The sequence below is a fragment of the Pseudorhizobium halotolerans genome (assembly GCF_902153235.2).
GTDB lineage: Bacteria > Pseudomonadota > Alphaproteobacteria > Rhizobiales > Rhizobiaceae > Neorhizobium > Neorhizobium flavum.
The window spans coordinates 348784-367402 of sequence record NZ_CABFWE030000005.1 but is presented as its reverse complement, the minus strand read 5'-3'; the positions used below and the strand labels follow the sequence as shown (position 1 = coordinate 367402).

General features: G+C 61.4%; 20 protein-coding genes. 7 read left to right on the top strand and 13 right to left on the bottom strand.

Translation table 11 applies throughout. From position 1 onward, the window contains the following. Positions 1–2: 2 nt before the first annotated feature. The 4 genes from FN060_RS06720 to FN060_RS06705 form a co-directional block, all read right to left on the bottom strand. A complete protein-coding gene (locus tag FN060_RS06720) occupies positions 3–1085 on the bottom strand; it encodes an ABC transporter ATP-binding protein (protein ID WP_142587408.1) in 1083 nt (360 codons plus the stop codon). Between the two features lie 42 nt (positions 1086–1127). Further along, entirely contained in the window at positions 1128–2642 is a 1515-nt protein-coding gene (gene glpD / locus FN060_RS06715; protein ID WP_142587407.1) for a glycerol-3-phosphate dehydrogenase, read from the bottom strand. Positions 2643–2722: 80 nt separating this feature from the next. Further along, positions 2723–3505 carry a DeoR/GlpR family DNA-binding transcription regulator gene (locus FN060_RS06710; RefSeq protein WP_142587406.1) on the bottom strand — a complete coding sequence of 261 codons (783 nt, stop codon included), beginning with the start codon at positions 3503–3505 and terminating at the stop codon, positions 2723–2725. 103 nt (positions 3506–3608) lie between these two features. After that, positions 3609–3797 (bottom strand): hypothetical protein, encoded by a 189-nt coding sequence (locus FN060_RS06705; RefSeq protein WP_077545858.1) that lies wholly within the window; start codon positions 3795–3797, stop codon positions 3609–3611. Positions 3798–3921: 124 nt separating this feature from the next. Between FN060_RS06705 and FN060_RS06700 the strand changes: the two genes are divergently transcribed. Continuing rightward, on the top strand, positions 3922–4347 hold the full coding sequence (locus tag FN060_RS06700) for a DUF4112 domain-containing protein (RefSeq protein ID WP_244665707.1): 426 nt from the start codon (positions 3922–3924) through the stop codon (positions 4345–4347). Between the two features lie 21 nt (positions 4348–4368). Here the strand turns inward: FN060_RS06700 and FN060_RS06695 are convergent, their stop codons facing one another. The 7 genes from FN060_RS06695 to uxaC form a co-directional block, all read right to left on the bottom strand. Further along, positions 4369–4698 (bottom strand): cupin domain-containing protein, encoded by a 330-nt coding sequence (locus tag FN060_RS06695; protein WP_142587405.1) that lies wholly within the window; start codon positions 4696–4698, stop codon positions 4369–4371. A gap of 40 nt (positions 4699–4738) precedes the next feature. Then, positions 4739–5587 (bottom strand): 5-dehydro-4-deoxy-D-glucuronate isomerase, encoded by an 849-nt coding sequence (kduI, locus tag FN060_RS06690; RefSeq protein WP_142587404.1) that lies wholly within the window; start codon positions 5585–5587, stop codon positions 4739–4741. Between the two features lie 29 nt (positions 5588–5616). Next, positions 5617–6387, bottom strand: coding sequence for a FadR/GntR family transcriptional regulator (locus tag FN060_RS06685; RefSeq protein WP_142587403.1), 771 nt, complete (start codon positions 6385–6387; stop codon positions 5617–5619). A gap of 9 nt (positions 6388–6396) precedes the next feature. Further along, positions 6397–7677 carry a TRAP transporter large permease gene (locus FN060_RS06680; protein WP_077545896.1) on the bottom strand — a complete coding sequence of 427 codons (1281 nt, stop codon included), beginning with the start codon at positions 7675–7677 and terminating at the stop codon, positions 6397–6399. A gap of 5 nt (positions 7678–7682) precedes the next feature. Next, the gene (locus tag FN060_RS06675) at positions 7683–8243 is read right to left on the bottom strand and encodes a TRAP transporter small permease (protein ID WP_142587402.1); all 561 of its coding nucleotides are present in this window, start codon (positions 8241–8243) and stop codon (positions 7683–7685) included. A gap of 99 nt (positions 8244–8342) precedes the next feature. Beyond that, positions 8343–9320, bottom strand: coding sequence for a TRAP transporter substrate-binding protein (locus FN060_RS06670; protein ID WP_142587401.1), 978 nt, complete (start codon positions 9318–9320; stop codon positions 8343–8345). A 39-nt stretch (positions 9321–9359) separates the two neighbouring features. Next, positions 9360–10769, bottom strand: coding sequence for a glucuronate isomerase (gene uxaC / locus FN060_RS06665; RefSeq protein ID WP_142587400.1), 1410 nt, complete (start codon positions 10767–10769; stop codon positions 9360–9362). 114 nt (positions 10770–10883) lie between these two features. Between uxaC and FN060_RS06660 the strand changes: the two genes are divergently transcribed. Further along, positions 10884–11897: a Gfo/Idh/MocA family protein gene (locus FN060_RS06660; protein WP_142587399.1), complete on the top strand. Its 1014-nt coding sequence runs from the start codon at positions 10884–10886 to the stop codon at positions 11895–11897. 100 nt (positions 11898–11997) lie between these two features. Here FN060_RS06660 and FN060_RS06655 read toward each other — a convergent pair whose 3' ends face one another. Then, positions 11998–12513, bottom strand: coding sequence for a ferritin-like domain-containing protein (locus tag FN060_RS06655; RefSeq protein WP_142587398.1), 516 nt, complete (start codon positions 12511–12513; stop codon positions 11998–12000). 161 nt (positions 12514–12674) lie between these two features. Between FN060_RS06655 and modB the strand changes: the two genes are divergently transcribed. The 4 genes from modB to mmsB all read left to right on the top strand — a co-directional run bounded on the left by modB (position 12675) and on the right by mmsB (position 16644). Further along, positions 12675–13376 carry a molybdate ABC transporter permease subunit gene (gene modB, locus FN060_RS06650; RefSeq protein ID WP_142587397.1) on the top strand — a complete coding sequence of 234 codons (702 nt, stop codon included), beginning with the start codon at positions 12675–12677 and terminating at the stop codon, positions 13374–13376. Continuing rightward, positions 13373–14443 (top strand): molybdenum ABC transporter ATP-binding protein, encoded by a 1071-nt coding sequence (gene modC, locus FN060_RS06645; protein ID WP_142587396.1) that lies wholly within the window; start codon positions 13373–13375, stop codon positions 14441–14443. The genes modB and modC overlap by 4 nt, the downstream gene beginning before the upstream one ends. 106 nt (positions 14444–14549) lie before the next feature. After that, entirely contained in the window at positions 14550–15695 is a 1146-nt protein-coding gene (locus tag FN060_RS06640) for an isobutyryl-CoA dehydrogenase (RefSeq protein ID WP_142587395.1), read from the top strand. Positions 15696–15714: 19 nt separating this feature from the next. Next, complete coding sequence (mmsB, locus tag FN060_RS06635; RefSeq protein WP_280514319.1) at positions 15715–16644, top strand: 3-hydroxyisobutyrate dehydrogenase; 930 nt, start codon at positions 15715–15717, stop codon at positions 16642–16644. Positions 16645–16657: 13 nt separating this feature from the next. On the opposite strand, the gene FN060_RS06630 is transcribed toward mmsB, so the two are convergent. Then, a complete protein-coding gene (locus FN060_RS06630; protein ID WP_142587393.1) occupies positions 16658–17323 on the bottom strand; it encodes a sulfite oxidase-like oxidoreductase in 666 nt (221 codons plus the stop codon). A gap of 106 nt (positions 17324–17429) precedes the next feature. Between FN060_RS06630 and FN060_RS06625 the strand changes: the two genes are divergently transcribed. Further along, a complete protein-coding gene (locus tag FN060_RS06625; RefSeq protein WP_142587392.1) occupies positions 17430–18605 on the top strand; it encodes an aminotransferase in 1176 nt (391 codons plus the stop codon). The last annotated feature ends 14 nt before the right edge of the window (positions 18606–18619 follow it).

Here is an 18619-nt window from a genome sequence, read left to right as displayed (position 1 = left end):
CCTCACATCTCTTCGTGTGCCGCACCCGCCCAGGAGCGACCGCTCCTGGGGTCGAATGCCATCAGGTGACGGGTGTCCAGGAAGAAATCGATCGACTGGTCGGGGTCGATGTCATGAATGCCGTGCGTCAGCAGCACCCATCGTGCTCCGGAAAACTCCAGATGGATGAAGCTCTCGGAGCCCGCGATCTCCGAAACCTGCGTGCGCGCCGTCAAGGGAACACTGGATGGCCGCGGCTTCAGTGAAAGGTGATGCGGGTGAAAGGCAACAGTTACCGGTCCGTCGGGGATGCCGGTCAGGTGCATCGGGACCGGGAGGATTTTCTGCTCACCGAGGAGGAAATCGTCACCGTAGCGGGCGACGTCGATGGTGTTCAGAGGTGGATCTGCGAAGGTTTTTGCCGAAACCAGGTCGGCCGGCTCCCGATACACCTTTATCGTCTCGCCGAATTGCGTCACCCGGCCCTCGGCAAGTGTCGCCGTATTACCGCCGAGCAGAAGCGCTTCGGAAGGCTCTGTCGTGGCGTAGACGAAGATTGCGCCGGACTCCGCGAAGATCTTAGGTAGTTCCTCGCGCAACTCCTCCCGCAGCTTGTAGTCCAGATTTGCTAAGGGCTCATCAAGCAGCACGAGGCTGGCATTCTTTACGAGCGCCCGCGCCAGCGCTGTGCGTTGCTGTTGCCCGCCGGACAGGTTGAGCGGAGTCCTCTTGAGATAGGGTGTGAGCTTCAGAAGTTCGGCCGCGCGGTGCACTTCGCGATCAATGGTTTTGCGGTCCTTGCCGGCAATGCGCATGGGCGAGGCGATGTTCTCGTAGACGGTCATGGCCGGGTAGTTGATGAACTGCTGGTAGACCATCGCGACGTTGCGGTCCTGCACCCGAACGCCGGTGACGTCGACACCGTCGAAATGGATCGTGCCGCTGGTGGGGATGTCCAGTCCAGCCATCAGTCGCATGAGCGACGTCTTGCCCGAGAGCGTCGGTCCAAGCAGGACGTTCAGCGTGCCCCGTTCAAGGCTGAGGCTGGTCGGATGAATATGATACTCATCCGCCACCACTTTCTCGACATTTCGAAGTTCCAGCATTCGGCTCCCGGGCCTCCTCCACCACGGGGAACCACATGCGTGCTAGCCGACGGACCTCGCCGGCACAGCCGCCATGTATTCCTCCAAGAGATTCGTTTCTTCCTGAGACAGGCGCAGCCCCTGCTTGGTCCTGCGCCACAAGATGTCTTCCGCGCGATAGGCCCATTCCCGCATCATCAGCCAGTCCACCTCGCGGGCATAGAGGTCGCTGCCGAAATGGCGACCAAGGTCCCGTTCGCTCCTTGCATCTCCCAGTAGCGAGGCTGCCGCCGTGCCGTAGGCTCGAACGAGGCGTCGCGTGTGTGCGTCTGTCAGGAACGGATAGACCGCCGACAGTGCCCGAACCTGCTCCTCGTACCCTAGCACAGGGAAGTCTCCGCCGGGCAGGCGACTTTTCGCGGTCCACGGAGATCCCTTGGTACCGATCTTCTCGCCGATCTTCTCAAGCGCATGTTCGGCGAGCCGTCGATAGGTGGTCAGCTTTCCGCCGAACACGTTCAAGAGGGGCGCGCCATTCGCCTCGTTGACTTTCAGCACGTAGTCTCGTGTCGCCTCCTGCGCCTTGGAGGCACCGTCGTCATAGAGCGAGCGCACGGCGGAATAGCTCCAGACGATATCCTGGGCCGTCACCGGTTCCGAAAAATACTCGCTTGCGGCCGAGCAGAGGTAGTCGATCTCGCCCTGGCTGATCTTCACGTCCTTCGGGTCGCCTTCGAAGTCGCGATCGGTGGTTCCGATCAGCGTAAAGTCCTGTTCATAGGGAATGGCGAAGATAATGCGGTTGTCGGGGTTCTGGAAGAAGTAGGCACGTGGTCCTTCGAACTTCTTCTTCACGACGATGTGGCTGCCCTGTACCAGCCGCACGTTTCGGCGCGCATTCGCGTCCACTGCACCGCAAAGCACGTGATCCACCCACGGACCGGCGGCATTGACCAGCATGCGCGCCGTGATCTCGCGCCTTGCCCCGCTCGCCTGGTCTTCGATTTCGATGCTCCAGAAGCCGTCTCTTCGCCGGGCCGACACCACCTTCGTCCGCGCGAGAATCAAGGCACCCTTGTCAGCCGCGTCGCGTGCATTGAGCACGACCAGCCTTGCATCATCCACCCAGCCGTCCGAATATTCGAACGCCTTGGTGAACAGCGGCTTCAGCGGCCCCCCAGCCGGATCTCTTCGCATGTCCAGGCTTCTTGTGGGCGGCAGCAGCTTTCTGCCGCCCAGATGATCATAGAGGAAAAGGCCGAGGCGGATCAGCCAGGCGGGCCGCACGCCGCCCTTCTGGAAGGGCAGGACGAACCGCAGCGGCCAGATGATATGGGGCGCCATCGCCCACAGGACCTCGCGCTCCATCAGTGCTTCTCGCACCAGGCGAAACTCGTAATACTCGAGGTAACGCAGACCGCCGTGGATCAGCTTCGTGGAACCGGAGGACGTGCCGGCACCAAAATCGTTCATTTCAGCAAGGGCAACTTTATATCCGCGGCCGATGGCGTCGCGCGCAATCCCGCATCCATTGATGCCGCCGCCAATCACGAATATGTCGAATTCCGGCCCGTTCACGCTCGCCCCACGATTTCGGAAGTCGCATCAGGCGACAATAACGAAAGTCAGAGACAGTTCATACGAGCTAAAAACGAATGTCAAACGAAAGTTTTCGGAATGCTGTCGGTTTCGATCAGCGCGACGCCGCTTTCGGCACAGATCCTTCGAAGCGACGGTACGGGGCAGTGATCCGTTATGAAGGTGTGGACCTGCGTGATCTGCGCGATCCGGACCGGCGCAGTTCGCTCGAACTTGGTCGAGTCGGAAACGAGAATGACATGCCTGGCATTGGCGATGATCGCCTGAGCAACCTTCACCTCACGGAAGTCGAAGTCGAGAAGCGCGCCGTCTGCGTCGATGGCTGACGCACCGATCACCGCAAAGTCCACCTTGAACTGGCGGATGAAGTCCACCGCCGCTTCCCCGACGATGCCGCCGTCGGAAGCACGGACCACGCCTCCCGCGATGATCACCTCGATCGAGGGAAGCAGGCGCAGTCGATTGGCGACATTGATGTTGTTAGTGATGACCATCATTTCCTGATGCTTGGTCAATGCCTCGCCCACAGCTTCCGTCGTCGTGCCAATGTTGATGAACAGTGATGCGTTGTTGGGGATGAGTGCGGCGGCCGCCAGCCCGATCGCCTGCTTTTCCTGGGCTGCAATCTGCCGTCGCGCCTCGTACTGCATGTTTTCGGTACTGCTGGGAAAGGTCGCTCCGCCGTGGATGCGATTGAGCAGCTGGCGGTCGCAGAGGTCATTCAGATCCTTCCGGATCGTCTGGGGCGAGACGGTGAATCGCGTGGACAGCTCGTCGACCAGGACTCGCCCATGCAGTCTGGCCAGTTGGACGATTTCCTCCTGCCGGGGGGTCAGAAACATGCGCCGTCTTTCGTGTCGCTTTCGATTGAAACGACGGCATCATGGACGAGGTAGAAAACGAAAGCCAGCCCTTGTTCCCGCGGAGCTGGCTCTCATGGTTTCGTCAGTCGTGTTGCTTGTCACCCGCGCTTCGGCCGTCGGAGCTGCGCGCACGTTCTTCGAAGCGGTCAGCGCCCTTGGCCAGATCGCTGCCTTTCTCCGCTTCGACGTGCCGCTCCTCTGCCTTGCTGCTGTCCTTCAAGCCACGGGCGGATTCCTTGCCCTGTTCGGTTGGTGCCTGTTCGATTCCCATTTTCTCCTCCATCATCTGCCAGAACAACTCGTTGCCGTGGCTGTGGTTCCGGTTCGAAAGGAACCCCGCAGCCCGTTTCCTCATTCTGTCCTGGCTACGAAGTGGTTCATCAAGAGATTGGCAGATGATGTCTGGGAACGACGAAGGATGGGGTACCGGCAGCCGGTCTCACGAGGAGCGAATCCAGTTGCTCAGGCGACTGCGTCGGCTGAACAACCTCGCCCGGCTTCTCGATACAGCGGTGCGCGTGCCCGGAACCGGCATCCGCTTCGGGGCCGATTCACTTCTGGGATTGCTTCCGGTGATTGGTGATGCGAGCGGCGCGATCATCGGACTTGCGATCGTCAACGAAGGCCGAAAGCTTGGGGTCCCATCAGACAAGCTCGCGCGAATGCTGACCAATATTGCTGTCGATGCGGCCGTCGGAAGCGTCCCGCTGCTGGGCGATGCCTTCGATGTCTACTTCAAGGCCCACAAGCGCAATATCGGCATTATCCTCGATCATTTCGATGTGGAGGCGGCGGAGTTGGCAGAGCCAAGACGCCGCTGATCTGCCCTATCGCTGGGCGTGTCACGCGAGGAAATCGGCCCGGTGCGGTGTGAACGAGTCGACGAGGCGTCCGGCCTCAAGCGCAACCACTCCATGCACGACATTCGACGGAACGATGAAGCTGTCGCCTGCCGACAGGACATCGGTCCTGTCCCCGACGGTAACCTCGAAACGGCCTTCGGCGACATAGCTCGCCTGCACATGCGGGTGGGAGTGGGGTGCGCCGACCCCGCCTTCATCGAAAGCAAACTCCACCATCATCAACTCATCGGTGTGCAACAGGATGCGGCGGCGATTGCCGCCACCCAGGTCTGTCCAGCCACCTTCATCCTTGCGTGCGAAGATCTTCATTTGTCCTGCCTCGCCTGATCGGTCTGATGCCCGGGATCTGCTATCGGAGCATGTCCATGGGCACGGCATCGACGTCGGTGTAGTCGACATTGTCTCCGGCCATTGCCCAGATGAATGTATAGCTGGACGTTCCGCAGCCCGAGTGGATGGACCACGGCGGAGACACCACCGCCTCCTCGTTTGCCATGACGATGTGGCGTGTCTCGGTCGGCTCGCCCATGAAGTGGAAGACCCGTGCCGTCTCCGGCAGGTCGAAATAGAGATAGGCTTCCATGCGCCGGTCATGAACGTGGCAGGGCATGGTGTTCCACACGGAGCCGGGAGCAAGTTGCGTCATCCCGACGACGAGTTGGCAGGTTCTTGCACCTTCTGGGTGGATGAACTGGAAGATCGAGCGCTCGTTCGAGGTCTCTCTGCTGCCGAGGTCGATACGCTTTGCATCGCCGATCTGGATCAACTGCGTGGGGTGCTTCTGGTGAGCCGGAGCACTGAGGAGGTAGAACTTCGCAGGCGTGGAGGCGTCGTCCGATGCGAACACCACGCTGCTTCCCATCCCGACATAAAGCATGTCGCGGGTTCCAAGCGCGTGACGCTCGCCATCGACCTCGATCGATCCCTTGCCACCGATATTGACGACGATCAGTTCGCGGCGATCGAGGAAGCCGGGGGTTCCCGTCGGCTTGATTGTTTCCAGCGCGAGCGCGGCGTTTGTCGGCGTTGCGCCGCCGATCATCATCCGGTCGTAGTGCGTGTAGGTGAGGTTCACCCGACCAGAGACAAAGAGATTGCCGACGTGGAAGTTGTCGCGAAGTGCGCTGCTGCCCATCTGCGCGCCCGTTGCCGGGTCAAAGGCCTGGCGGATGGAATAGTCTGTATGGTTCGCAGTCATGGCGTCCTCGCTGTGATGGTCATTGTGGTTCAGGGCGTCGCGGCGGAACCGAAACGATAGTCCGCCTGCTGACCCGCCAGGCGATCTCGATAGCGTCGCTGGCTTTCTGTCAGGTGCGCCCGCATTGCAGCACGCGCCGCCTCGGCATCTCCGGCGGAGACGGCCTTCAGGATGGCCAGATGCTCCCGCTGGAGCATGACCTGGTACTCCCGGGTCAGGAGGCTGTCGGTGCCCCAGGGAGATGTGATGTCGCAGGGAATGGCGCGCATGCCCAGGGCATCCAGCACTTCAACGTAGAATGGATTGTTGGTGGCTGCAGCAATGGCGCGATGAAACATGAAATCGCTGCGCCCGGTGGCCTCGCCCATGGCAAGCAGCCGGTCGAACTCGAAAAAGGCCTCCTGAATGGCAGCCTCCTGGGCAGCATTCCGGCGCTGTGCCGCAAGACCCGCGCTTTCGATCTCGAGCCCCATGCGGACCTCGATGACATTGAGGGCATGCGAGATCTTCATCCCGATGTCCTGCGTGATCGACGCGAAGGCCATGGCAGGTCGTTCGCAGACAAAGATACCTGCGCCCTGGCGAGACTCGACCAGCCCATCGGCTGCTAGGTTTGCAACCGCTTCCCGGATAACGGTGCGGCTGACGCCGAAGGCCTCCGTGAGCTGGCTCTCCGTCGGAAGCTTCTGTCCCACGCCGATATCGCCTGCCAGTATCTGCGAACGCAGGGACGCAGCGACGTGAGCCGAGAGTTTCGGCTTGCGTTCAACCTTGGTTGCGACGGTCAGATCTGCAGGCATATCCGCGTCCTATTTGAAAACGCCCGGCAGCCATAGCGATATGGCGGGGACGTAAGTGACGAGGCCGAGTACCGCAACGCCGGCGAGATAGAAGGGCCAGATGGAGCGCATTGCCTGCCAGACACTAATCTTACCAACCGCACAGGCGACGAACTGCACCGCACCGACCGGCGGCGTGTTCAAGCCAATGCCGAAGTTCAGGATCATGATCACTCCGAAATGGACAGGGTCGACGCCATAGGCCTGCGCCACCGGCAGGAAGATCGGCGTGGCAATGATGATGGTCGGGCCCATGTCCATGAACGTGCCCAGGAAGAGCATCAGGATATTGAGGAGCAACAAGATGATCAGCGGGTTGTCCGAGATGGTGTTCATCCAGGCGATCAGGGCCGCGGGCACCCGGAGGAAGGCCATCAGCCAGGAGAAAGCGGCTGCCATGCCGATGATGAGCAGGACCATTGCGGTGGTGCGCACCGCACCCATGGTGGCATGAACGAAGCCTTCCCAGGTCATCTGCCGGTAGACGAAGACCGTGATGAGCAGGGCGTACAGGACGGCAATGCATGAGCTCTCGGTGGCCGTGAAGATACCGGAGCGGACGCCGCCGAATATGATGGCGATCAGAAGCAGGCCAGGGATGGCAACTGCTCCCAGGTGAAGTGCGATCTGGAAGCCGGGGAAGGATTCAACCGGGTAGCCGCGGCTGCGAGCCACGAAATATGCGGTGACCATCAATGCGAGTGCGAACAGGAGGCCGGGAATAACGCCGGCAGTGAAAAGATCAGCGATGGAGATCTTCCCACCCGCCGCGATGGAATAGATGATCATATTGTGGGAGGGCGGAAGGAGAAGGGCGATCAACGCGGCCATCGAGGTCACGTTTACGGCGTAGTCTGCGCCGTAGCCTCGTTCCTTCATTTGGGGGATCATCAAGCCGCCGACGGCTGCTGCCTCGGCAACTGCAGAGCCGGAAATGCCACCGAAAAGGGTCGCGGTCACGATATTGACTTGGCCAAGTCCGCCCCGGATGTGACCCACAAGGGAGGCCGCGAAGGCCACAATTTTCTGAGCGATACCGCCACGAACCATTAGGTCGCCGGCGTAGATGAAGAAGGGGATGGCGAGCATCGAAAAGACGCTCATCCCTGAGTTCAGCCGTTGGAAAACGACCAGCGGGGGAAGCCCGATATACGCTACTGTGGCAAAGCTGGCCACGCCGAGACAGAAGGCAATCGGCGTGCCGATCAGCATCAGAAGGGTGAAGACGCCAAAGAGAATCCAGTATTCCATGAGCATCAAACCTTCACGTTGGCAGTGTCGAGTTCGGCCGCAACTTCCGCAGGCGGCGTCTCGTCCAGAACGTCGTCGATCGGAGCGCCAGAGAGCCTCAAAACGATACGCTCCAGGGTGAACAGCACGATCAGCACCCCACCGCCGACCAGTGGTACGTAATCCCACGCGCCTGAAATGCCGAGCGACGGCAGCGTCGTGTTCCAGGTCAGCAGGATGAGCTCCCAGCCGTACCAGATCATGCCGACGCCGAAGCCGAACGCTACGACGTCAGAGATCATACGCAGCCATTTTTTGCCGCTACGGGGGATCACGTAGAGGAGGACGTCGAAGCCGAGATGATAGTTTTCCCGCACACCAACCGCTGACCCCAGAAAGATGAACCAGCTCATCAGCATGACCGCGCCGGGCTCGGTCCAACTGGGCGAGTCGTTGAGCACGTAACGGCAGAAGACCTGCCAGGCTACGAAGGCGGTCATCAGGATCAGGCCGATGCCGGCGCTCCACAGAGCCAGTGTATTGAGCCGGCCGAGAAGCCCGGCCGTAAGTTTGAGGCGGTCCGACATGGTGTGCTCTTAATTGCGCTTGCGGCAGTTGCAGATCGTTTCAGGTTCGACGTCCACCCGAAAAAGGGGCGGCTGGAGACCAGCCGCCCCGGTCTTGCGTTACTGGACAGCCTTGACGTCATCCACCATCTTCTGGAGCACAGGGTCGGTCACGTGCTTGGCATAAACCGGTTCCATGGCATCAATGAAGCCCTGCTTATCGGGTGTGGTGATTTGCGCGCCCGCTTCTTCCACGATCTTACGGGACTCGCTTACCTTCGCCGCCCAGAGTTCGCGCTGCTTGGCGACGCTGTCTTTTCCAGCTTGGCGGAAGATCTCCTGATCCTCAGGGGTCAACTGATCGAAGGCTGCCTTGTTCATTACGAAGACTTCCGGAAGGATGGTGTGCTCGTCGAGCGAGAAGTGCTTCGCGACTTCGTAGTGCTTGGCCGTGTCGTAGCTCGGGAAGTTGTTCTCCGCACCGTCGATGACGCCGGTTTCGATGGAAGAATAAACTTCGCCATACGGCATCGGCGTCGCATTTGCGCCAAGTGCTGCGACCATGTCGACGAAGATGTCCGACTGGATGACGCGGAACTTCAGGCCCTTCATGTCTTCAACGCTGTTGATGGGCTTCGTCCTGTTGTAGAACGAGCGAGAACCCGCGTCGTAGAAGGCCAGGACCACGAGGCCCGCTCCCTCGAACGCCGTCTTGATCTGATCGCCGATCGGACCGTCCATGACCTTGTGCATGTGCTCTTCCGAGCGGAAGAGGTAGGGCAGGGCCGGAACGATCGATTCCTTCACCGTGCCGTTGAATGGGGCCATGGAAACGCGGTTGAGTTCGAGAACGCCGGAACGAACCTGCTCGATCGTGTCCTTCTCCTCGCCAAGCTGGGCAGAGTGGTAGACTTCGACCTCATAGCGGCCCTCGGTCCGCTCCTTGATCAGTTCACCGAAATATTTCACGCCCTCAACGGTCGGATATCCGTCCGGGTGCGTGTCCGACGACTTCAGTACCGTCTGCGCCAGCGCTGTGCTCGCAAACAGCGTTGCTGCGACCGTGAAGGCAGCAGCGACCTTTCCAAAATGCAACATGATGTTCTCCTCCCTGTTTCCTCGGCGCCCACGCGCCACTCAAAGCCGATACGCTTTTTTCGCGAGCGTATAGGCAAGCTCCCTGGCCAGATCGAAGGCTTCCTCCTCCCTCAATCTGTGTTCGGCGACGAGGCGCGCCAGAAAGGCGCAGTCCACGCGTCGCGCAATATCGTGCCGCGCCGGTATGGATGGGAAGGCGCGGGTGTCGTCGTTGAAGCCGACGGTGTTGTAGAAGCCGGCGGTCTCGGTCGTCATCTCCCGGAAGCGGCGCATGCCCTCCGGGCTATCGTGGAACCACCAGGCCGGTCCAAGTCTCAGCGCCGGATAGACACCCGCCAGCGGCGCAAGCTCGCGGGCATAGGAGGTCTCGTCCAGGGTGAACACCACGACGGTGAGGTCACGCTCTAGGCCAACCGCGTCGAGTAGCGGCTTCAGCGCGCCGACATAGTCGGTACGGGTTGGGATATCAAAACCCATGTCGCGACCATGGCAGGATAGCATTGACGGCGAGTGGTTGCGCCAGGAGCCGGGGTGAATCTGCAGGACCAGCCCATCGTCCAGGCTCATCTTCGCCATTTCCGTCAGCATCTGCGCCCGGAACTGGCGGTGATCGCCGGCGTCTCCCCTGCCGCTTCTGATCCTGTCGAAAAGGGCGGCGGCCTCCGCTGCGGAGAGGTTCGCCGTGTCCGCAGTGGCATGACCGTGATCGGAGGACGTGGCGCCAAAGGACTTGAAATAGTCTCGGCGCTTGCGGTGGGCTGCAAGATAGCCCGCCCACGTCCCGGTATCCTCACCGGTGATCTCCCCCAGCTGATCGAGATTGGCGGAGAAGCCTTCGAAGTCCGGATCGACCACCGCGTCGGGACGGTAGGCCGTCACCACACGGCCATCCCAGCCGCTCTCGCGGATCATCCTGTGCCAGCGCAGGTCGTCGAGTGCTCCCTCCGTCGTGGCGATAGCCTCGATGTTGAACCGCTTGAAAAGGGCCCGCGGCCGGTACTCGGGCTGGCGGAGCTTCTCGGCGATGCGGTCATAGCTGCTGTCTGCCGTTTCCGCGTTCAGAGGCTCCTCGATGTGGAAGAGGGAAGACAGGACGTAGTCCATCCAGAGGCGGGTCGGTGTGCCACGAAAGAGATGGTAGTTTTCTGCGAATAGCTTCCAGATCCGCCTGCCGTCGGTTTCGGTCTCTGCTCCGTCAAGCCGCCTTACCCCGAGATCCTCCAGTGCGATCCCTTGACTGAATAGCATGCGGAAGATGTAGTGGTCCGGAACGATCAGAAGCTGGGCGGGATCGGGGAAGGGCTCGTCGAGCGCGTACCACCGGGGGTCCGTATGGCCATGCGGACTGATGATCGGCAGGTTTGACACGGTCCGATACAGAGCGCGTGCAATCGAGCGGACGCCGGGTTCCGGCGGCAACAATACGTCCTCGTGTACCAGTGAATTCATCGAGACTGCCGCTCCTCCTTCGGCATAAGAATGGCTAGAGCAGCGACGTGTGGTATGTCAACATACAAAAATCGGTATTTTGTATGACAACCATTTTCTGCAGAGGAGGTAAGTATGCGAATAGCGGTGATCGGACTGGGTATGGCATCGGCGCCACATGCCCAAAGCCTCCTCGATCTTCGGGATCGTGTTGAAGTGATAGCGGCCTTCAGCCCGACGTCCGCAAGGCGCCAGACTTTTGCGAGCCGGTGGGGGATGCCGGTCACCGATACCCTCGACGGCATCTTCGAGGATCCATCTATCGAGGCAGTCCTCACCCTTACCCCGCCAAATACCCATCGCCAGTTGGTGGAGCAGGCCGCTTCCAAGGGCAAGCATGTCCTGCTGGAAAAGCCGCTGGATGTGTCACTGGAAAACGCCGAGGCGCTGGTCGAAACCTGTGAGAAGGCCGGGGTGACGCTCGGGGTCGTGCTGCAGCACCGGTTCCGGCCGGTCAGCGTCGCGATGTCACATATCGTCGCCGATGGCCGGTTGGGACAGATTGTGGGTGCGTCGGCCAGGCTGTCCAATTGGAGGCCACAGAGCTACTACGACGAGCCCGGTCGCGGGACGAAGGCAAGGGATGGCGGCGGCGTGTTGTTGACGCAGGGGATTCACACGCTTGACCTTCTGATTTCCGTTGGCGGTCTTCCAGTGGAAACCATGGCCTATGCGGTGACAACACCGGTGCATCGCATGGAGACGGAGGACCTCGTCGCCGGAGCAATCCGCTATGGGAACGGGGCAATAGGGACCGTGGGTGCAACCACCTGCGCCTATCCCGGTACGCCTGATGCGATCGAAGTGATCGGCACCAGGGGGATGGCGAGGATAGAAGGCGCGACACTCATCGCGAAGTTTCACGATGGCTCCGACATCGAGATGGACGATGGTGAGGTCGGCGGCGGTGCGGGTGCCGATCCGATGGCGTTCTCGCACATGCATCATCGTGCTGTGATCGAAGACTTCGTGGATGCCGTCGAGAAAGGGCGCTCCCCCAAGGTGAGCGGCCGAGAGGCACTGAAGGTCCATCGCCTGATCGAGGCAATGCTTCGATCGGCCGCGACGGGTCGTCGGGAACAGGTCTGAGGCGCGATCGCGCGAAACCGATCAATAGTGATTTCGTGACGTTCAGGAAAGAAACGGCGCCTGACGGCGCCGCTTCTTTCGTAAAGTGTATCGTGCAGACTTAAACCTTGGCGCTTTCGCCGGCCTCGCGGAGTTCCACGAAGCGCGTTGTCACGGTGCGCAGGTTGTCGTCGATCCATTTCGCCATGTTCTGCTCCTCCTGCAGGTTTGCCTGGAGGGCGGAGGTTGCTGACTGGAAGCCGCCGAGTTCTGCCACAGTCAGAAGAGACTTGTAGGCAGCAATCTCGTAGTTCTCGAAGGCGAAGTTGGCGAAGGAGTTCTTGACGATCTCGTCGCCCGCGATCGTGTGGCCCATTGCCGCCATCGAGCCGGTGAAGGAAAGCGCCATGTCCTTCATGGAGGAGTGGCTTTCATCCAGTTGCTGAAGCAGTTCTTCGAGACGCGTCATCTGCCCTTCCGTCTCGCGGATATGCTCCTCAAGGCGGCGGGCGACTTCCGGGTAGTTCTCAATTCTCGAAACCTGCGGCTTCATGATCGACAGAGCCTGGTTTTCCATCGTGTGAGCGTTTTTCAGGCCGGTCACAAAGATCTCACGGGTCGCGCTGGTGTCAGCCATGTCATTCTCCAAAATGGGTTGAAGTTCCGGGACACGAACCTCGGTGCGCAGCAAAAGTTCCGATCCGGTGCGGGCATTGCGGCGTAGATTTTCCGTTGTCGCGCGTTTATCCGTTAAGGGGGCGGGTCGCGGGACCAGTCGCTGATGAGCGGGGGAAGAAAGTGGACTGGCTGGCGCTGAGCGAGGAGGAATGGACGGCCGTCCGCCTGAGCGTGAAGGTTGCGACGGTAGCAGTCGCATGCAGCCTGCCGGCTGGCATCGCCATAGCGTTCCTGCTCGCACGCGGTCGGTTCTGGGGCAAGTCCTTCCTGAACGGGATCGTTCATCTGCCGCTCGTCCTCCCGCCCGTGGTCACGGGATTTCTTCTCCTGGTGACCTTCGGCCGGCAGGGTGCGGTCGGCTCCTTCCTCTATGACTGGTTCGGCATCAGCTTCTCGTTCCGGTGGACGGGAGCAGCGCTTGCCTGCGCGATTATGGGATTCCCACTGATGGTGCGGTCGATCCGCCTTTCTATGGAGGCTGTTGACACGAAGCTGGAGGAGGCGGCAAGCACGCTCGGCGCCCGTCCTGCCTGGGTATTTGTCACAGTCACGCTGCCGCTCGCCGCCCCGGGCATCATCGCCGGCATGATCCTTTCCTTTGCGAAGGCGATGGGAGAGTTCGGGGCGACGATTACTTTCGTGTCAAATATCCCCGGAGAGACACAGACTCTGTCGGCCGCGATCTACACCCTTACGCAGGTGCCGGGGGGTGACGCCGGGGCGATGCGGCTGACGATGGTCGCGATCGGCATTTCCTTCGCAGCGCTGATAGCATCCGAATGGGTGGCGCGGCTGGTGGGACAGAAAGCTGTCGTATCATGAGACTGACCGTTGAGGTGAAGCAGGCTCTCGGGAACTTCCATCTGGACGCGGCCTTCACCGCCGAGGGTGGCGTGACGGCATTGTTCGGCCAATCGGGCTCCGGCAAGACCTCCCTTGTGCGGACAATCTCCGGCCTCGCAAAACCCCAGTCGGGAAAAGTGCTGTTTGATGAGGAGATCCTGCTGGACACGGAGAAGGATCGCTTTGTGCCGCCGCACCGCAGGCGGTTCGGATATGTGTTTCAGGAGGCAAGGCTCTTCCCGCATCTGAGCGTGCGACGTAATCTGGGCTTTGGTCAGTGGTTCGCGTCCGCGAGGAAGGACGCGCGCGCATTCGAGCGGGTAGTCGACCTCCTCGGTATCGCATCCTTGCTTGACCGGCCGCCAACTCACCTCTCCGGAGGCGAACGCCAGCGCGTTTCGATCGGGCGCGCCTTGCTGTCCTCCCCGCGGCTGCTGCTCATGGACGAGCCGCTTGCTGCCCTCGACGACGACCGTAAGGCGGAGATCCTCCCCTATCTCGGCCGCCTCAGGGACGAGGCAGGAATCCCGATCGTCTATGTCAGCCATTCCGTCACCGAGGTTGGGCAGCTGGCCGATCGCGTCGTCATGATGCGAGACGGGCGCGTTGCCGCGATCGGCTCGCCGTCGGAGGTTCTCAAGGGGCACCTTCTATCCGCCCATGAGCGTCGCGATGCAGGTGCTGTCCTGAGCGGGGTTGTCCGCTCGGTAGAGGCTGGTCACGGACTGGCCGTCGTAGCTGCCGAATCCGTGGAGATCACGGTTTCCGATCCGGCCCTGCATGAAGGCCAATCCGTGCGCCTGCATATCCCGGAACGGGATGTGATGATTGCAACAGAGATGCCGGCCGGGATAAGTGCGCTGAACATCCTTCCCGGTACGATATCCGGGTTCGAGGACGATGCCGACGGGTCAGTTCGCGTCGCGATCGCCATTGGTGAAGTGCGGATCTTCGCGCGGATCACCGCCTTCTCCCGTGACCGGCTGGGCCTTTCGACGGGTCGACGGGTCTATGCGGTGGTGAAGTCGGTCGCACTCGCGCGCTGACCTTGCGTTGGCAAATGGTTGGAGAACGGAAGACCGTGCTGGCGCAAGCGGCCGGCTTGTGCAAAATCCGCCCCTGAGCTTGGCGGGAGGCCAAGGGAGGTCAGACATGGATTTCACGCTCACCGAGGAGCAGGCTGCCATACGGCAGATGGCTCAGGACTTCACCCGTGAGGAAATTGCGCCGTTCGCCCTGGAATGGGATCGGGAGAAGCATTTTCCCGTCGAAACGATCCGCAATGCCGGTGCCCTTGGTATGGGGGCCATCTATGTTCGCGACGATATCGGAGGCACAGGGCTTGGGCGTGTCGAATCGGCCCTCATCATAGAGGCGCTTGCGTCCGGTTGTCCGGCAGTCGCATCCTATATCTCCATCCACAACATGTGCGCCTGGATGATCGATCGGTTCGGCAACCAGCAGCAGCGGGAGCAATGGCTACCCGGGCTCGTGACCATGGAGAGGCTGGCAAGCTATTGCCTCACCGAGCCGGGGTCCGGATCCGACGCTGCGGCTCTCAAGACACGGGCGGTTCGGGAAGGTGATCATTATGTGGTCTCCGGCCAGAAGCAGTTCATCTCCGGTGCGGGCGCCTCAGATGTCTACGTTGTCATGGTGCGGACCGGAGATGACGGTCCGAAAGGCATCTCGACCCTGGTCGTGCGGGCGGATACGCCTGGTCTTTCGTTCGGCGCTGATGAGCGCAAGATGGGCTGGCATGCGCAGCCGACGCGGGCGGTCATTCTCGATGGCGCGCGCGTTCCCGTCGCTAATCGGCTGGGCGAAGAGGGAGACGGGTTCAAGATTGCGATGGCGGGCCTCGATGGCGGGCGCCTCAACATTGCCGCGGCCTCGCTCGGGGGCGCGCAGTCGGCCTTCGACAAGGCGCTTGCCTACATGGGAGAACGACGTGCCTTCGGGCAACCTCTGACGGCTTTCCAGGCACTGCAGTTTTCCCTGGCGGATATGGCCGCCAATCTGGAAATGTGCCGAACGTTCCTCTGGCGCGCCGCCGCTTCCCTGGATACCAAGGCTCACGATGCGACAACCCTCTGTGCGATGGCGAAACGGCTGGTGACGGACCGGTGCTTCGACGTGGCCAACACCGCGCTGCAACTGCATGGCGGCTATGGATACCTCGCTGAATACGGGATCGAGAAGATCGTGCGTGACCTGAGGGTGCACCAGATCCTCGAGGGGACAAACGAGATCATGAACGTGATCATTGCGCGCTCGCTGATCGGGCGTACATCCTAGAGGCTATCGCGAGAGAGTTTTGGACCGGCGGCATGCTGCGCCGTCCGCTTACGGGAGGAAAGACATGAAAGACCGCGTTGCGTTCATCGGGCTGGGAAACATGGGCGGGCCGATGGCGGCCAATCTCGCGAAGGCAGGTTACCAGGTCGCGGGCTTCGATCTGTCGCCGGAATCGCGCGAGACCGCTACGGGGAACGGTGTTTCGGTGGCTGCAAGTGCTGTGGAGGCGGTGAAAGAGGCAGCCGTCGTCGTGACAATGCTGCCGGCTGGCAAGCATGTGCTGTCGGTCTGGGAGGAACTGATTGCCGCCGTGGCGCCCGGCACGCTCCTCATCGACTGCTCAACCATCGACGTCGAAAGTGCAAGGCAGGCGCATTCCCTGGCGAAGGGCGCCAGTTGCCTCTCGCTCGACGCGCCGGTCTCGGGTGGTACTGGTGGTGCGACTGCCGGCACATTGACGTTCATGGTCGGTGGGGCGAACGAAGCCTTCGCACGGGGGGAGGCGGTCCTCCAGAAGATGGGCAAGCGGATCGTGCATTGCGGCGATGCGGGTGCGGGACAGGCGGCCAAGATCTGCAACAACATGATCCTCGGCATCACGATGGCAGGGGTCTGCGAGGCATTCGTCCTGGGCGAGAAGCTGGGTCTGTCCCATCAGGCATTGTTCGATGTTGCGTCGACCTCGTCAGGCCAATGCTGGTCGATCAACACCTATTGCCCGGTGCCGGGCCCGGTGCCGACGTCCCCGGCGAACCACGGCTACAAGCCGGGATTTGCCGCGGCCCTGATGCTGAAGGACCTGAAGCTATCGCAGGACGCGGCGGGCGCGGCGGGCGCAAAAACGGAAATGGGAGCCCATGCCGCGGATCTATACGAGCGGTTTGCCGCGCTGGGGCACGGGGGCGATGATTTCTCGGGGCTGATCAATTTCCTGCGGGAGGGAAAGTAACCCCTCCGGTCGCTCAATCATCGGCGTAACGCTGCTCGGCCCACGGGTCGCCCCGCATGTGGTAGCCGTTCTGCTCCCAGAAACCGGCGCGATCGGATCGGATGAACTCGATCCGCTTCAACCACTTCGCGCTTTTCCAGAAATACAGGTGCGGTACCACAAGCCGCACGGGGCCTCCGTGTTCGGTCGCCAGCGGTTTATTCTGCCAACTGTGGGCGAGGATGGCATCCTCTGCCGCGAAGTCGGCAAGCAGGAGGTTGGTCGTGTAGCCATCATAGCTCGTCAGCATCACGGCGGCTGCCTCGTCCCTGGGGGCGACCATGTCCATGAGGTCACGAGTAGAGACACCCGTCCAGTCATTGTCGTAGCGGGACCAGGTTGTGACGCAGTGAATGTCGGAGCGGCGCTCCGTCTGAGGCAGGGCGAGCAGGGCATTCCAGTCCAGTGAGCGAGGGTTCTGCACGAGGCCGGCAACGTCAAGACGCCATTCTGCCGTCGATACCTCCGGCTGCTCACCGAGATCCAGGACCGGCCAGTTCTTCACCAGGTGCTGCCCAGGCGGGAGCCGTTCGGTCTCAGGGCGCGCGGTCCTGCCCGTCAGGAAGCGGCCTTCGTGTGCCCATGCCCGTTTGCTGCGCGTCAGCTTGCTATCCTCGGGCTGGGTAGGCTCGTCGCCCATGACATGTCCTTCCGTGGAGATCTCGTCCTTGCCAGGGGCAATAAACTGGTAGATGTGGAGGCCAAATCAATGCCAGTTGCCGCAATCGCCTCTATTCGGATTTACCATGCCTGCCTTCAATCCCCTCGTCGAGAAGCTCGCCCCGCCGCCCGTTCCATCGGTCTTTGCCTGGGGCAGGGCATATGACGGGTCGCGCGGCCCATTGATCGACCTCTCGCAAGCGGTACCGGGCTATCCGCCACATCCCGACATGCTGGCCCTGCTCGGCGAAATGGCCTCTTCGACCGCCTATTGCGGCTATGGCCCGATCGAGGGTGATGCCGATCTGCGGCGAGCCTACACGGAGCACGTTAGCCAGGTCTATGGCGCGACGCTGACACCTGAAAACATCCACGTCACTTCGGGATGCAATGAAGCCTTCGCCAGTGCCGCCATGACCGTCGCCGGCCCCGGCCAGACAGTGCTGATGACCAATCCCTTCTACTTCAATCACGACACGACGCTGGCGATGATGGGCGTCAAGATGCGCACCGTCGCCTGCCGACCGGAGGACGGCTTCCTTCCGAAACCCGATACGATCGCGGCCGCCATCACGCCCGACGTGCGCGCTCTCGCGCTCGTTTCGCCGAACAATCCGACAGGAGCCGTCTATCCGCCCGACCTGCTGCTGGCGATCTTCGAGCTGTGCCGCGCAAGGGACATCTGGCTGATCCTCGACGAAACCTACCGCGATTTCCTGCCCGAGGCAGGCCGTGCACCCCATGGCCTCTTCGCCCGGGATGACTGGCAGGAGCACCTGATCAGTCTCTACAGCTTCTCGAAGTCTCTCTGCATTCCGGGCCACCGCCTGGGTGCAATCACCGCCGGGTCGAAGACGGTCGAGCAGATCGCCAAGGTCATGGACAATCTGCAAATCTGCGCGCCGAGGTCGGCACAGGCCGCGGTCGCACGGGCCCTGCCAATGCTGGCGGACTGGCGGGAGGGCAACCGGCAGGAAATCGTCCGCCGTGCCGAGGCCCTGACGCAGACGATGGCGAATCTGCCGGAGTGGCGGGTCGATTCGCTCGGCGCCTATTTCGCCTTCGTTCGCCATCCCTTTCCGGCCCTCGGGTCGGCTGACGTAGCCGAGCGTCTGGCCAAGGAGGCGGGCATCATCTGCATTCCAGGCGCCTATTTCGGCGATGGCCAGGAGGCCTATCTCCGCTTTGCCTTTGCCAATGCGGATGTCGCGACGATCTCCCTGCTGGAAGAACGGCTGCGGGATTTCCGGCCGGCGTATTAGAATGATCCTGTTTC